Annotated in this window: 13 protein-coding genes; 2 read left to right on the top strand and 11 right to left on the bottom strand. The window is 62.1% G+C overall.

What is annotated here, in order from left to right; all coding sequences use genetic code 11:
* Positions 1–110: 110 nt before the first annotated feature.
* Positions 111–1,049 carry a DnaJ C-terminal domain-containing protein gene (locus BUE92_RS16325; protein WP_073524930.1) on the top strand — a complete coding sequence of 313 codons (939 nt, stop codon included), beginning with the start codon at positions 111–113 and terminating at the stop codon, positions 1,047–1,049.
* A gap of 83 nt (positions 1,050–1,132) precedes the next feature.
* Positions 1,133–6,376, top strand: coding sequence for a dermonecrotic toxin domain-containing protein (locus BUE92_RS16330; RefSeq protein WP_256673974.1), 5,244 nt, complete (start codon positions 1,133–1,135; stop codon positions 6,374–6,376).
* Here BUE92_RS16330 and ureC read toward each other — a convergent pair.
* The 11 genes from ureC to BUE92_RS29315 form a co-directional block, all read right to left on the bottom strand.
* Positions 6,300–8,000: an urease subunit alpha gene (gene ureC / locus BUE92_RS16335; RefSeq protein ID WP_073524932.1), complete on the bottom strand. Its 1,701-nt coding sequence runs from the start codon at positions 7,998–8,000 to the stop codon at positions 6,300–6,302. The two genes, BUE92_RS16330 and ureC, sit on opposite strands and share 77 nt — an antisense overlap.
* A 110-nt stretch (positions 8,001–8,110) precedes the next feature.
* The gene (locus tag BUE92_RS16340; protein ID WP_073524934.1) at positions 8,111–8,416 is read right to left on the bottom strand and encodes an urease subunit beta; all 306 of its coding nucleotides are present in this window, start codon (positions 8,414–8,416) and stop codon (positions 8,111–8,113) included.
* Positions 8,413–8,946, bottom strand: coding sequence for a GNAT family N-acetyltransferase (locus BUE92_RS16345; RefSeq protein WP_073524937.1), 534 nt, complete (start codon positions 8,944–8,946; stop codon positions 8,413–8,415). The genes BUE92_RS16340 and BUE92_RS16345 overlap by 4 nt, the downstream gene beginning before the upstream one ends.
* Before the next feature lie 5 nt (positions 8,947–8,951).
* A complete protein-coding gene (locus tag BUE92_RS16350; protein WP_073524939.1) occupies positions 8,952–9,464 on the bottom strand; it encodes a GNAT family N-acetyltransferase in 513 nt (170 codons plus the stop codon).
* 9 nt (positions 9,465–9,473) lie between these two features.
* Positions 9,474–9,776 carry an urease subunit gamma gene (ureA, locus tag BUE92_RS16355; RefSeq protein ID WP_003171437.1) on the bottom strand — a complete coding sequence of 101 codons (303 nt, stop codon included), beginning with the start codon at positions 9,774–9,776 and terminating at the stop codon, positions 9,474–9,476.
* Between the two features lie 158 nt (positions 9,777–9,934).
* Positions 9,935–10,774 (bottom strand): urease accessory protein UreD, encoded by an 840-nt coding sequence (locus tag BUE92_RS16360; RefSeq protein WP_073524942.1) that lies wholly within the window; start codon positions 10,772–10,774, stop codon positions 9,935–9,937.
* A 31-nt stretch (positions 10,775–10,805) separates the two neighbouring features.
* Positions 10,806–11,504: an urea ABC transporter ATP-binding subunit UrtE gene (urtE, locus tag BUE92_RS16365; RefSeq protein ID WP_073524944.1), complete on the bottom strand. Its 699-nt coding sequence runs from the start codon at positions 11,502–11,504 to the stop codon at positions 10,806–10,808.
* A gap of 140 nt (positions 11,505–11,644) precedes the next feature.
* Positions 11,645–12,478 carry an urea ABC transporter ATP-binding protein UrtD gene (gene urtD / locus BUE92_RS16370; RefSeq protein WP_178380715.1) on the bottom strand — a complete coding sequence of 278 codons (834 nt, stop codon included), beginning with the start codon at positions 12,476–12,478 and terminating at the stop codon, positions 11,645–11,647.
* Positions 12,475–13,542, bottom strand: a complete 1,068-nt coding sequence (gene urtC, locus BUE92_RS16375; protein ID WP_073524948.1) for an urea ABC transporter permease subunit UrtC — start codon at positions 13,540–13,542, stop codon at positions 12,475–12,477. Before urtC ends, urtD begins: the two co-directional genes overlap by 4 nt.
* Positions 13,542–15,050 (bottom strand): urea ABC transporter permease subunit UrtB, encoded by a 1,509-nt coding sequence (gene urtB, locus BUE92_RS16380; protein WP_073524949.1) that lies wholly within the window; start codon positions 15,048–15,050, stop codon positions 13,542–13,544. The genes urtC and urtB overlap by 1 nt, the downstream gene beginning before the upstream one ends.
* Before the next feature lie 42 nt (positions 15,051–15,092).
* On the bottom strand, positions 15,093–15,213 hold a 121-nt coding region (locus tag BUE92_RS29315), incomplete at its 5' end, for a transporter substrate-binding protein (RefSeq protein WP_178380716.1).

Here is a 15,213-nt window from a genome sequence, read left to right on the forward strand (position 1 = left end):
GTGTGCCGCCGCTTAACTTATGACGCGCCCTGACATCAAATCCCAGGCTGCCAGCCATGGCGTGCCGTGTGGCGGGCTGCGCGATATCGATAACGGATGGTGATGCCCCCATGGATTTCAAAGACTACTACAAGATTCTCGGTGTCGAGCCGACGGCTGACGACAAGGAGATCAAGTCGGCTTATCGCAAGCTGGCGCGTAAATATCACCCGGACGTCAGCAAGGAAAAGGATGCCGAAGCCAAGTTCAAGGATGCATCCGAGGCCTATGAAGCGCTGAAAAGTGCCGACAAGCGCGCCGAATACGATGAACTGCGCAAATACGGTCAGCATGGCCAGCCGTTCCAGGGGCCGCCGGGCTGGCAGAGCCGTGGCGGTTTTGGCGGTGGCCAGGACGCGGGCGACTTCTCGGACTTTTTCAGTTCGATCTTCGGCTCGCGCGGCGATGCTTTCGGTGGCGGCCAGCGCCGTCCTACCGGGCGCAAGGGCCAGGATGTGGAGATGCAGCTCACGGTTTCCCTGGAGGAAACCCTGTCTACCGAGTCCAAGCAGATCAGCTTCCAGGTGCCACAGTACGATGCCTCCGGTCGGCATGTGAGCAATACCACCAAAAGCCTGAACGTGAAGATCCCGGCCGGTGTGGCCGATGGCGAGCGCATTCGCCTCAAGGCCCAGGGCGCGCCGGGCATCGGTGGCGGGGCTAATGGGGATTTGTACCTGATCATAAAGTTTGCGCCCCACCCCAGGTTCGAGGTGGACGGCGATAACCTGATCATCAACCTGCCGCTGGCACCCTGGGAGTTGGCGCTGGGCACGGAAGTGGCCGTGCCGACCCTCACCGGCAAGATCAACCTCAAGGTGCCTGCCGGCAGCCAGAACGGCCAGCGCATGCGCGCCAAGGGCCATGGCTTGCTGAACAAGGCCGGGCAACGCGGCTATCTGTTCATCCAGCTCAAGGCCGTCATGCCCAAGGCGGCGGATGATGAGGTCAAGGCATTGTGGGAGGCCCTGGCGCAAAAGGCTGCGTTCAATCCGCGCGAACAGTTCTGAACGGGTCATTGATTTAGTTAGCGCCAGCCGCAAAAACGGCATGCCTAGGATGACAACCTCTTCCAAGAAAAGGTTGTCATCCCATGCCGGACTTTCAGGTCACCGACCCCGCCACCCCGCTTCCTGGTGAGCAGGGCCAGCATTACGAACTGATCAAACAGGCGATCCCCGCTTGCCTGGTCAACAGTTCGCCCTCCCGTCGCAAGGCTCTCAAAGACACCTCGCCGGCCATTCCCCACTGGTATGACGCCGCTTCCCAAGCCCGGAAAGATCAGCTCAAGGTGCTGCTGGAGGCCCGTTGCCATTCGCTCAACGAACTGGAGAAAACTTTCAGTCAAATACGCTCGGAGGAAGCGTTTGCCCAACCGCTGCTGGAAGCCAAACTGAAGGCTATCGGCCATGAGCTGGACGTTAATCAAACCTGGTTGCGCCTGTATGTACCGGTCGAAGATGCCTTTGGGGTAAAGACCGGTGGCTTCAAGGTCAAGACGTTCTCCCTGCTCCACGCCGCCCTTGGCAACTTCGAGCAACGGGAGGCTCGAGAGGGCTATTTCAACAGTGCTTCAGGTTTCATTACCCAACCGGATGTACGCGATCATTTCGAGCGCCACACCACGACCCTGGAGATTCATGCGTTCACTCAATTGTGCCGAGACCTGGACCTGGGCAAGCAATACCAGGCCCACCTGAGGGCGCAGTTGAAACCAGACGACGCCAAGTCCCAAGCCGAACTGCGCGAGCGTTATGTCCAGCACCAGAAAGCCGCCTTCAAGGCGGCGGCGTATCTGGCGTTGCTCAAGGGCGACATTGGCGACAGCGACCACACGCTGCTGATGCGGGTGGCGGCGGGGGAAAAACACATCCTCAGCGACGGCAAGCCTATCGGGTATCGCCGCCTGAGCCTGATGAACCTGTATTTGCACGATTGCCTGGTCATCGATGCTTGCGCCAAGCCTGGCTACACCTGTTGGGTCATTGTTTATATTCCCGACGACCCCGAGCATCCCATCAAGCGCTATGAAACCTTCAGTGACTTCAGCAATGATTTGACCGAGCGCCTGAGCGCGAAAACCACCCAGGACGCCGACCGCTCCAAAGGCTGGAGGGCCACGCCGAACCAGCATTTTTTTTCCCGCTTCGTCGCTGACAAAGACCGTGCGTACTACTACAAAAGGCTGACCGAACTGGTGCTGGACGCACCTCCCCAGCCGTTTGGCGCACAGGCGTTGCGATCGGAATGGGGACGGTTGCTGACTTCTCCTTCCTTTGCCACGCCTTCGACACTGGGCGAACCACAACCCTACGTGCGCGTGCATGCCACTGCCCCTGAATTCAACATTCGCGCCCACACCATGACCGACCTTTGGCAGGTCCCGGACCTGTGGACCTATCGCCTGGGCAGCCTGCGTACCCGCCTGTTCGAGAATGCCCGGCATCGTGCGGTGAGCACCGCCGATGTCGATGAGGCCTCGCGCTCACTGCGTGCTGCGCATTACATGAGCATTGGCCTGTTCGGCCTGAACCTGGTGGCCATGGCGGTGCCGCCGCTGGGCGTGATGATGGCCGTGGCGATGGCCGGGCAAATGCTTTACGAAGTCATCGAAGGTGTTATCGAGCTGAGCGAGGGCGACCGCGAGGCGGGTTGGGCGCACATCACGGATGTGGTGGAAAACCTGGCGACGCTGGCCGCACAGGCGGCCGTGTTTCATTTCACCGTTTCGCCATTGATCGAGCAGTTCAAGGCCGTCACCCTGCCCAGTGGCAAGATTCGGCTGTGGAAACCTGACTTGTCGGGCTATGAGCACACCGCTTCTCTACCTTCAGTGGCGGCGGATGAGCAGGGCTTGCACCGGCACAACGGCCAAACCGTGCTGACGTTGGAGGGTAAACGCTATGTCGTGCAACAAGACCCGCTGACCGAGCACTACCGCATCCTGCATCCAACCCGGCCCGAGGCTTATCAACCGGTGCTCAAGGGCAATGGCAGTGGCCTCTGGAACCATGAATTGGAGCGCCCGCATACCTGGGAAGGCGCCGCGTTGATGCGGCGGTTGGGCCCTGTGACGGACGGCTTCAGCGATGTCGAACTGGAGCAGGCGCGCAGCGTGGCGGCTGTGAGCGAGGATGTGCTGCGTCGGGTGCATGTAGAAGGCGAGCCCGTGCCGGCGATCCTGCTCGACACCCTGCGCCAGTTCAGGGCGTATCGCGATGCGGTGAACGTCGCCGAGGGCATTGGCCAGGGCTCGATCAGCAGCGAACTGTGCAGCTACGCCGCATCCCTGGTGGTGGAGTTGCCGGGGTGGCCGGCGAGCAAGGCGATCGAGGCGTTTGCAGGCAGCGAGTTGAGCGGGCCATCGATCAAGTATGGCAATCGTCAGGCGACGGCGGCGGACACCGTGCAAATCCACCGCACCGACTTGATGAACGGCCAGTTGCCCCGGCGCATTATCGAAGCGTTCAGCGAACCTCAGCGCGATGCTCTGGTGGGCAGCTACACCGCCCGTACCCCCGAGGCGCGGGCCAAGGCCCTGCAATTGAAACTGGAACGGCGGGCCGTCGAGGTGCGCGAACGCTTGATGAAGAGTATTTATGTCGAGCAGCAACCACCGTCCGACACGGCGATCATGCTGATCCAGCGCGACTTCAGCGGCGTGCCGACGATCCTGGCGCGCGAAGTGCTGGCAGACGCGACGCCTAGCGAGCGCGACACCCTGAACAGCGCCAAGCGCATCCCGCTGCGTCTGGCTCAAAAGGCGCGCCGGGCGCAGCAGCAAATGCGCCTGACCCACGCGTATGAGGGCTTGTACCTCGACGAGCTGGCCGGGCCGGACACCGAAACCCTGGCCCTCAACACGCTGGCGGCGCTTCCCGGCTGGTCGGACAATCTGCGCCTGGAAGTTCGCGAAGGCCGGTTTGAAGGCCCGCTGCGTGCCAGCTTTGGCCCCCCGGAGGCGAGCAGTCGCAAGGTGCTGGCGCGCATGGATGACGGGCGCTACCAAGCCTTTGATGAGCACGGCCAGCATCTGCATGGGCTCAATGGTTTCTACGGCGCCTTGCAGCACGCGTTGACCGATGCCCATCGCAACGCAATTGGCCTGCCCCATGTCGGCCAGGGTGAGCAATTGAAGGGGTTGATCCGCCAGCATGCATTAGGCCGGGCACCGTTGCGCAAAGTCTTGGGCATGTCGCCGGAGAAACTGCCGTTTTTTCGACCGCCGAGCGTGTTGCCGGGTGAGCGTCGCGGCTATCCATTGAGCGGGCGGGGCGGCACTGAATGGGAAAGGTTCACGCGTGAGCGCATCCGCAGCCTGTACCCGGAAATCACCCAGGACGAAATGCTCGCCCTGATCAACGAGCGCGGCGTGCTGGATCTGAGTTGGCTGCGTGCACTGGAGCAAGAATACAAAACCCTGCAATCCACCTTGCATCGATGGCTGAGCACACAACCCCAGGGCATGGAGGCGTTCAGTGAACAGCATCGCAAGATGCTCAGGGCCAGACGCAAGATTTATGCGGCGCTGGATGACGCCTGGAGAAGGATTGGCCCACGGCACTACGATCGAAGTGGGCGTCTGATGGGGCAGAAAATCGAATGGTTGGAAGATGACCTGGCGCAGCAGCTGCGAACCTTGCCCGCCCTGACTGCAAACTTTGACCATGTCAGCTACGTGGGGATCGTGGGCACCGCAGGTTCTGAACTGACGGATGCAGACGTGCAGCCATTGCTTGCGAACTTTCGCGGTCTGCGTCGGTTAGGGATCGAGGCCGCTCAACTGACCCGCCTGCCGTCAGCCATCGAACACATGCCACATTTGCAGCGGTTGCATTTGGGCGGCAACGATATTGTCCTGACACCTGAAGACGTCCTGCGCTTGAAAGATCGGGTGCATCTCAAGGAGTTATTCCTGGACATGAACCCACTCGGCTTGCCGCCCGATGTCGGTCGCATGGCCCGGCTACAGACCTTGCTGCTTAACGACACAAGCCTGGAGGAGTGGCCCGCTAGCGTGTTTCGTGTGCCCCGGCCAGAAAATTTCATTCTGGATATGCGACAGAACCCGATAGCGCGGATTCCCGAGTTTGCACCGGGCTCCGATAACGCGCTGATTGTGGCGAAAACGCTGCTCAGCCGTGAAGAGCTGACGCCTGAACTGCTTGCTCAGTTCAAGCTTTACATCGAGGCCGCCGGCCGCGATCCGGATCGCCAATTGCCCAAGAGGGGGGCGCTCGACAGCGAGCAGTGGAAAACCGGTTACTCGGCGCGGGAATGGCCGTCCAGGCAAGTGTTATGGGACATGCTGGAAGCCTCGTTTGGCTCTGAGGGCTTTTTCAATCTTCTTCGTGCCGTCAGGCGTTCAGGGGATGCAACAGCCGCTAGCGGTGTGTGGTTGCCGGAGCTGACTGCCAAGGTCTGGCGCATGCTCGAGGCGATGGGCGAAGACGCCGAGTTGCGCGAGCAGTTATTCCTGATGGCCAGGGACCCCGCGGCCTGCGTGGATGCCGGGGCCCAGTTGTTCAACTCGATGGGCGTTGCCGTGCTGCATTGGTCGGCGTATATGCGCGAGGATGTGGCCTCCGTGCGCAGGGCTGTGTTCAACCTGGCCAGAGGCAAGTGGCGGCTCGATGAGCTGGGCCGCATCGCCCATGAGCGTGTGTCCCAATTGCAGGCCGACGGCGTCAGGTTTCCGGAATACGACGCGCAAGGCGCGCGCATCGATCATTACGATGCCCACGGCAATGTGATCGCCGATATCGACGAAGTCGAGATCTACCTGGCGTATACAGTGCCACTGGCAACCCGACTGGACCTGCCCTGGCAATCCAGGAGCATGATGTTCCGCGAGGATTATGTGACGGCGCCCATGGTCGAGACGGCATTTAACCGCGTACAGCTGCTGGACCAAGGCGAGTTGCTGCGTGACAACCTGCTGGAACAACCGATGTGGACCGACTTTCTGCAGCGGGCTCATTCAGCTGACTACGCGCCGATAGCCGCAAAGTTCGATGCACTGATCGACTATCAGGCTGCGCAGGAACAATGGGCTGGCGCTGGCAATCTGCCCGAAAGGCACAGGCAAGCCTTGCGTCGAACCATCAGCCAGGCCGCACAGCGCCTGGGCCGGTCCGCCTCGGAAAGTGAACCGGGGCGGCTGATGCCCCAGCAGGACTATGACGACGCGTTTGGCCGCATCAATGCCGAGCTGATCACTTTGAACCAGAGGCTCACCGATCAGGCCATCAGCGAGCTCCTCAAAACAGGAAGTACCGCTGGGCCATCGGCAACACCTCGGCCGGTTCGCACCACAACAACTGACCGTCGGCCTTGACCTGATAGGTCTGCGGGTCCACCTCGATGTCCGGCAGGTAGTCGTTGTGGATCAGGTCGGTTTTCTGCACATCGCGGCAACCCTTGACCACTGCGATCTGCTTCTTCAGGCCCAGGGCCTCGGGCAGTCCGGCTGCCTGCGCGGCCTGGCTGATAAATGTCAGGCTGGTGGCGTGCAGGGAGCTGCCGAAGCTGGCGAACATCGGGCGGTAATGCACCGGTTGTGGCGTCGGGATCGAAGCGTTGGCGTCACCCATCAGGCTGGAAGCAATGGCGCCGCCCTTGAGGATCAGCGTGGGTTTGATGCCGAAGAACGCCGGGCGCCATAGCACCAGGTCAGCCCATTTGCCGACTTCGATGGAGCCGACGATATGGCTGATGCCATGGGTGATCGCCGGGTTGATGGTGTACTTGGCGATGTAGCGTTTGGCGCGGAAGTTATCGTTGCCCGCACCGTCGCCCGGCAGGGGGCCACGCTGTTTTTTCATCTTGTCGGCGGTCTGCCAGGTGCGTGTGATCACTTCACCGACGCGGCCCATGGCCTGGCTGTCGGAGCTGATCATCGAGAACGCGCCAAGGTCGTGCAGGATGTCTTCGGCAGCGATGGTTTCGCGACGGATGCGGCTTTCGGCGAAGGCCACGTCTTCGGCAATGCTCGGGTCCAGGTGGTGACACACCATCAACATGTCCAGGTGTTCGTCGATGGTGTTGCGCGTGAATGGCCGCGTCGGGTTGGTGGAACTGGGCAACACGTTGGGCAAACCGCAGGCCTTGATGATATCCGGCGCATGACCGCCACCGGCACCTTCGGTGTGGTACGTGTGGATGGTGCGGCCCTTGAGCGCGGCGAGGGTGGTTTCGACAAAGCCGGACTCATTGAGGGTGTCGCTGTGGATTGCCACCTGCACGTCGTAGGCATCGGCGACGCTCAGGCAGTTGTCGATGCTCGCGGGCGTGGTACCCCAGTCTTCGTGCAGCTTCAAGCCGATAGCGCCGGCCTTGACCTGCTCGATCAGCGGTTCGGGCAAACTGGCATTGCCCTTGCCGGTAAAACCAATGTTCATCGGGAACGAGTCGCTGGCCTGCAGCATCCGCGCAAGGTGCCACGGGCCGGAGGTGCAGGTGGTGGCGTTGGTGCCGGTGGCCGGCCCCGTACCGCCGCCGATCATGGTGGTGACGCCGCTGGTCAGGGCCTCTTCGATCTGCTGTGGGCAAATGAAATGCACATGGGAGTCGATGCCGCCGGCGGTGAGGATCATGCCTTCACCGGCAATCACTTCGGTGCTGGCGCCGATGGCCATGGTCACGCCGGGCTGGATGTCCGGGTTGCCGGCTTTGCCAATCGCGTGGATGCGGCCGTTCTTCAAGCCGACGTCGGCCTTGACGATGCCCCAGTGGTCGATGATCAATGCGTTGGTGATCAGCGTGTCGACCACTTCATCGGCGAGCAATTGGCTCTGGCCCTGGCCGTCGCGGATCACCTTGCCGCCGCCGAATTTGACTTCTTCGCCGTAGACGGTGAAGTCCTGTTCCACTTCGACGAACAGCTCGGTGTCGGCCAGGCGCACCTTGTCACCGACGGTGGGGCCGTACATGTCGGCGTAGGCTTGGCGGGTGATTTTCATGTGTGTGCCCTGAAGATGTGTGTTGAAGGTGAAATCGCTATCGCAGGCAAGCCAGCTCCCACAGGGGAATACATTCCAACTGTGGGAGCTGGCTTGCCTGCGATGAGGCCTTAAAGGTCGCCCATGACCCGCCCTGCAAACCCGAATACCCGCCTTGCCCCACTCAACTCCACCAACTCCACCTCCCGACGCTGTCCCGGCTCGAACCGTACCGCCGTGCCCGCCGGAATATTCAGGCGCATGCCCCGGCTGGCGGCGCGGTCGAATTCCAGCGCGTCATTGGTCTCGAAGAAGTGGTAATGCGAACCCACCTGGATCGGCCGGTCGCCGCTGTTGGCCACGCCGAGGGTGAGGGTGCGGCGGCCGACATTCAGTTCGATTTCGCCAGGCTGGATCTGAAATTCACCAGGAATCATGCAGGCTGCCCCAGGGTCTTGAAATAGATGGCGGTCGGGCTGTAACGCCCGTCCGGGCTTTGGCAATAGTCGGGCAGCTCACCGATCTTGGTGTAGCGCAGCGACTGGTAAAAGGCCTCGGCGCCGGAGCCGGCCTCGGTGTCCAGGTACAGCAGGCCACGTTTGTGCTGGCGTGCAGCGAGTTCCAGGGTATTCATCAATTGTTGGCCCAGGCCATGGCGACGAGCGCTGCTGTGCACCAGCAACTTTTGCACCTCGGCGCGGTTCAGGCCGTTGGCTTTCTGGCACAACGCCAATTGCACGCTGGCGACCACCTGTTCGTCGCGCACCACCACCCACAGCAGCAGGCTGCCGTCCTCGACGCCGGCTTGCACGCCGGTCAGGTAGTCCAGGGCCTGGGCCTCATCGAAGTCGGCCATGAAGCCGACCGAAGCGCCATGCTGCACTGCGTCCAGCAACAGCTCGATCAAGCCCCGCCGGTAATGGGCAAAACTTTCAGTATTGACTCGACGCAGTTGTGCAGCGCTCATCAATGTCACTCCTTGGGCGGTTGTGCGCCCGGGTTCAAGGTCAGTTGCATAAAGGTCAGGTCGAGCCAGCGGCCAAACTTGATGCCCACTTGGGGCATTTGCCCGGTGGTGATGAAGCCCAGGCGTTCGTGCAGGTGGATCGAGGCCAGGTTGCCGCTTTCGATAGCGGCGACCATCACGTGTTTGCCACAGGTGCGAGCGCGCTCGATCAACGCCTCCATCAGGCGCGGGCCGAGGCCTTTGCCGCGTTGGTCGTTGCGCACGTACACCGAGTGCTCGACGCTGTAGCGGAAGCCTTCGAAGGGGCGCCAGTCGCCGAATGAGGCGTAGCCGGTGACTTCGTCGTTATCCACAGCCACCAGGATCGGATAGCCCTGGGCCTGGCGCGCACTGAACCAGGCCTGGCGGTTGGCCAGGTCCACCGGTTGCTCGTTCCAGATCGCCGTGGTGTTCAACACCGCGTCGTTGTAGATGGCGCGGATCGCCGGCAAGTCGTGTTCGGTTGCATCACGAATCATGGCTGCGCCTCACGCAATGGGCTGGTGGACGGTGACCAGCTTGGTGCCGTCGGGGAACGTGGCTTCCACCTGGATATCCGGGATCATTTCCGGGATGCCTTCCATCACTTGCTCGCGGCTGAGCAGGGTGGTGCCGTAGTGCATCAGGTCGGCCACGGTGCGGCCATCGCGGGCGCCTTCCATCAGGGCAGCGCTGATATAGGCGATGGTCTCCGGGTAGTTGAGCTTCACCCCGCGCGCCAGGCGCCGCTCGGCGACCAGGCCTGCGGTGAAGATCAGCAGTTTGTCTTTTTCCCGTGGGGTCAGGTCCATGGTTCAGTCCGTAATCAGGCAATTAAAAGGGCGAGCGTTAACCCCTGTAGGAGCGAGCTTGCTCGCGAAGATCGTTAACGAAAACACGGGCATCCTGAATGCACGCGGCGTCCTCAGGTTTTTCGCGAGCAAGCTCGCTCCTACAGAAGGGCACATCTTCATGTGCTCCAGATTCTTGGGGATACCGCTTCCCGGCCCAATATGGCCGGGCGTAGCAATTTCCATAGGTCAATCAACCAACCCCGCGCTAGCAACGCTTCACTGGCCAGACAACGCGCCACCAGCAAGCCGGGCAATTGGGTCAGGTCGCCGCGCACTGCGTGGGGCAGTGAGCGGCATTGTTCCAGCAACTGAGCATCGACTTCACCGGTCACCAGCAGCGTGGCAAACACCGGTTGCCCATCCAGCCCGATAGGCGAATCCAACAACCCATCGGCGCCCACAATGCGCTGGCGTTCATGCCAGAGCAACTGGCCGTCGCGGCGAATGTCCAGGTGCGATTGAAAGTGGCCCAGGTCGAACCGTTCGCCACTGGCCGGGCGGCCCAGGGCGACCACATCCCAATAGAACAAACGCGCATCGCCCGACAGCTCGACTCGCGTGGTGAGTTCGGCCTGGGCCGCGCTGAACACGATGGTTTCCTGGGGCAGCCATTCCAGCGTCGCACCGGCCTCGACGGTCAACTCGACGCGCTGAAACGCCGGGCCGCTGGCGCGGTACCACTTGGCCGCGCCGGGGCTGGTCAGTTGTGCCCAGGCCCCCGTGCCCACATGGGCGCTGATGTCCAGGCGATCGCCACCAGCAATCCCGCCGGGTGGATGCACGATGATGTGCTGGCACACCTCGGGGCCTTCGGCGTACAGGTGCTTTTGCACTCGCAGCGGGCCAAGGTGGCGGCGCATTACCGGGCGCGTGGTGTCGCCCAAACGCGCATAGCCAAGTTCCAGCTCGGCGTGCCAGCTGGGGGTGAACAGGGCAGGGGAAATGGGCAGGTTCATGGTTCTTGGCTTATCGTCAGGAGGCTACAGATTAGATGGTTACCAGCCCGCGCACACCGTCGCTTTCCATATTTTCACCTCGTCCTTGCTGCACGATTTCGCCACGGGACATCACCAGGTACTGGTCTGCCAGTTCAGCGGCAAAGTCATAGAACTGCTCCACCAACAGGATCGCCATGTCGCCGCGCTCCGCGAGCTGCTTGATCACCGCGCCGATTTCCTTGATCACCGACGGCTGGATGCCTTCGGTGGGCTCATCGAGGATCAACAGGCGTGGACGGCTGGCCAGGGCGCGGCCAATCGCCAACTGTTGCTGCTGGCCGCCGGACAAGTCGCCGCCGCGTCGATGCTTCATTTGCAGCAACACCGGGAACAGCTCGTAGATGAAGGTCGGCACCTCTTTGGCTTCGGAGCCGGGGAAGCGCGACAGTCCCATCAGCAGGTTTTCTTCCACCGTCAGCCGGCCGAATATCTCGCGGCCCTGGGGCACGTAGGCGATGCCGGCATGTACGCGCTGGTGCGGCTTGAAGCCGGTGATGGCCTTGCCTTCCCAGTTCACCGCGCCTTCCTTGGCCGGCAGCAGGCCCATCAGGCACTTGAGCAGGGTGGTCTTGCCCACGCCGTTACGCCCGAGCAGGCAGGTGACTTCGCCGATCTTCACGTCAAAAGACAGCCCGCGCAGGATGTGGCTACCGCCGTAGTACTGGTGCAGCGTGTCGACTTGCAACATTCTCAGAACCTCCTCAATCCCCCTGCGGGAACCGGATCAACTGTGGGAGCTGGCTTGCCTGCGATAGCGGTGTACCGGATACACCGAGTCGTCTGCATCGCAGGCAAGCCAGCTCCCACATAAAGCAGTTCGTGTCAGCGTTAGCGACCGAGGTACACCTCGATCACCCGCTCGTTTTCCTGCACCTGTTCCAGCGACCCTTCGGCCAATACGCTGCCTTGGTGCAATACGGTGACGTGATCAGCGATGGAGCCGACAAAGCCCATGTCGTGCTCCACCACCATCAACGAGTGCTTGCCGGCCAGGCGCTTGAACAGCTCGGCGGTGAACTCGGTTTCGGCGTCGGTCATGCCTGCCACCGGTTCATCCAGCAGCAACAGTTGCGGGTCCTGCATCAGCAACATGCCGATTTCCAGGAACTGCTTCTGGCCGTGGGACAGCAACCCGGCGGGGCGATGCACCGAGGCGGTGAGGCGGATGGTGTCGAGCACTTCCTCGATGCGGTCCTTCTGCTCACCGTTCAGGCGCGCACGCAGGCTGGCCCACACCGACTTGTCGGTCTTCTGCGCCAGCTCCAGGTTTTCGAACACGCTCAGAGCTTCGAACACCGTGGGTTTCTGGAATTTGCGCCCGATGCCGGCCTGGGCAATCTGCACTTCGCTCATGCGGGTCAGGTCCAGGGTTTCGCCAAACCAGGCCTTGCCGTGGCTGGGGCGGGTCTTGCCGGTGATCACGTCCATCAGCGTGGTCTTGCCCGCGCCGTTAGGGCCGATGATGCAGCGCAATTCGCCAACGCCGATGTACAGGTTCAGGTCGTTGAGGGCCTTGAACCCGTCGAAGCTGACGCTGATATCTTCCAGGGTCAGAATGGTGCCGTGGCGGGTGTTGAGCCCTTTGCCCGCGACCTGGCCGATGCCAATCGCATCGCGGCCGCTGCCTGCGTCGAAAACAGGTTCAAGCATGACGTTCCTCATTTCTTCAGCAGGCCGATAACGCCCTTGGGCAGGTACAGGGTGACGATGATGAACAGCGCCCCCAGGAAGAACAGCCAATACTCGGGGAAGGCCACGGTGAACCAGCTCTTCATGCCATTGACCACGCCGGCGCCGAGCAACGGCCCGATCAGCGTGCCACGCCCGCCCAGCGCTACCCACACGGCGGCTTCGATGGAGTTGGTCGGTGACATTTCGCTGGGGTTGATGATGCCCACCTGCGGCACATACAGCGCGCCGGCAAGGCCGCACAACACCGCGCTCAGCACCCACACGAACAGCTTGAAACCGCGCGGGTCGTAACCGCAGAACATCAGGCGGTTCTCGGCATCGCGCAGGGCGGTGAGCACACGGCCGAACTTGCTCTTCGCCAGGCGCCAGCCGATGTAGAGGCTGGCCACCAGCAACAGCACCGTGGCGATAAATAACACCGCCCGCGTGCCCGGTTCGGTGATGCCAAAACCGAGGATGCTGCGGAAATTGGTAAAGCCGTTGTTGCCGCCGAACCCGGTCTCGTTGCGAAAGAACAACAGCATCCCGGCGAACGTCAGGGCCTGGGTCATGATCGAGAAATACACGCCCTTGATCCGTGAGCGGAAGGCAAAGAAACCGAACACCAGCGCCAACAAACCCGGGGCCAGTACTACCAGGCACAACGCCCAGAGGAAGTGGTCGGTGCCGACCCAATACCAGGGCAATTCGGTCCAGGACAAAAAGGTCATGAACGCAGGCAACTCGCTACCGGCCGCCTGGCGCATCAAGTACATGCCCATGGCGTAGCCGCCCAAGGCGAAGAACAAACCGTGGCCCAGGGACAACATCCCGGCGTAACCCCACACCAGGTCCAGCGCCAGGGCGACGATGGCGTAACAGAGAATCTTGCCCACCAGCGTCAGGGTGTAGGCCGACACATGCAGCGGGTTATCCGCAGGCAATAGCGAACACAAGGGCAGCGCCAGCAGCAGGAGCAGGATGAGCGCCCCTACCGCAATCGTGACTTTGGGGCCGGCCTTTTGCGTGGCCGTGAGCATCAATGGCTGGTTCATCAGTCGATCACCCGTCCTTTCAGTGCGAAGAGTCCTTGCGGGCGTTTCTGGATAAACAGAATGATCAGCGCGAGGATCAGGATCTTGCCGAGTACGGCGCCGATCTGGGGTTCGAGGATTTTGTTGGCGATTCCTAAGCCAAAGGCGGCCATGACACTGCCGGCCAGTTGGCCGACGCCGCCGAGCACCACCACCAGGAACGAGTCGATGATGTAGCTCTGGCCCAGGTCCGGGCCGACGTTGCCGATCTGGCTCAGCGCCACGCCGCCAAGGCCCGCGATGCCGGAACCCAGGCCGAAGGCGAGCATGTCCACACGCCCGGTGGGCACGCCGCAGCAGGCGGCCATGTTGCGGTTCTGGGTGACCGCACGCACGTTCAGACCCAGGCGCGTCTTGTTCAGCAGCAGCCAGGTGAGCACCACCACGAACAGCGCGAAGGCGATGATGACGATGCGGTTGTACGGCAGCACCAGGTTAGGCAGCACCTGGATGCCGCCGGACAGCCAGGCGGGGTTCGACACTTCGACGTTTTGCGCGCCGAACACCAGGCGCACCAGCTGGATCAGCATCAGGCTGATGCCCCAGGTGGCGAGCAGGGTTTCCAGCGGGCGGCCATACAAGTGACGGATGACTGTGCGTTCCAGCGCCATGCCGATGGCCGCAGTGACAAAGAACGCCACCGGCAACGCGATCAACGGGTAGAACTCGATGGCCTGGGGCACATAGCGCTGCATCATCAACTGCACCACATAGGTGGAGTAGGCGCCGAGCATCAGCATCTCGCCGTGGGCCATGTTGATAACGCCGAGCAGGCCGAAGGTGATCGCCAGGCCCAGGGCCGCCAGCAGCAGGATCGAGCCCAGGGACATGCCGCTGAACGCCTGGCCGAGGATCTCACCCATCATCAGTTTGCGTTTGACCTGGGCCAGGCTGGTTTCAGCGGCGGTGTGTACGGCGGCGTCGGCTTCCACGCCTGGCGCCAGAAGCGCTTCAAGGCGCGTGCGGGCCAGCGGGTCGCCGGTGCTGCCGAGCAAGCGCACGGCCGCCAGGCGTACCACCGGGTCGGGGTCGACCAGTTGCAGGTTGGCCAGGGCCAGGCTGAGGGCGCTGTGCACCTGCTCATCCGTCTCGGCGGCGACCTGCTGGTCGAGGAATTTAAGTTGTGCCGGCACCGCGCTTTTTTGCAGGGTTCGCGCTGCGTCCAGGCGCACCTTGGGGTCGGCGGCGAGCAGTTGCTGGCTGGCTTGCACGTTATTGATCAAGCCGCGCAGGCGGTTGTTCAGGCGCAAGGTCTTGGTTTCGCCGTTGAGCGTGAGCTGGCCTTGCTCAAGGGCGTCCACCAACTCGATACGCGCAGGGTCGGGGTTGGCGGCCCAGTCCTGCAGGAGTTTGGCTTGCTGCATCGGATTGGCGTTGAGGAAGTCTTCGGCGTCGCTGGCGTGTGCGGCCAGGGGCAGCAACAGCAACAGCAGCAGGGCGAGGATGAGGCGGTGGAGGGCAGTGGGCATAGCAAAATGTCCTGATCATGCGCGGTCAAACTGTGGGGGGCTTTAGTTGCTCTTCACGGCATAGTCCGGCTTTTTGTCATTGCCCGGAATGTAGGGGCTCCACGGTTGCGCACGAATCGGCGCTTGGGTCTGCCACACCACCGAGAACTGCCCGTCGGCCTGG

This window comes from Pseudomonas fluorescens (genome assembly GCF_001902145.1).
Taxonomy (GTDB): Bacteria; Pseudomonadota; Gammaproteobacteria; order Pseudomonadales; family Pseudomonadaceae; genus Aquipseudomonas; species Aquipseudomonas fluorescens_BV.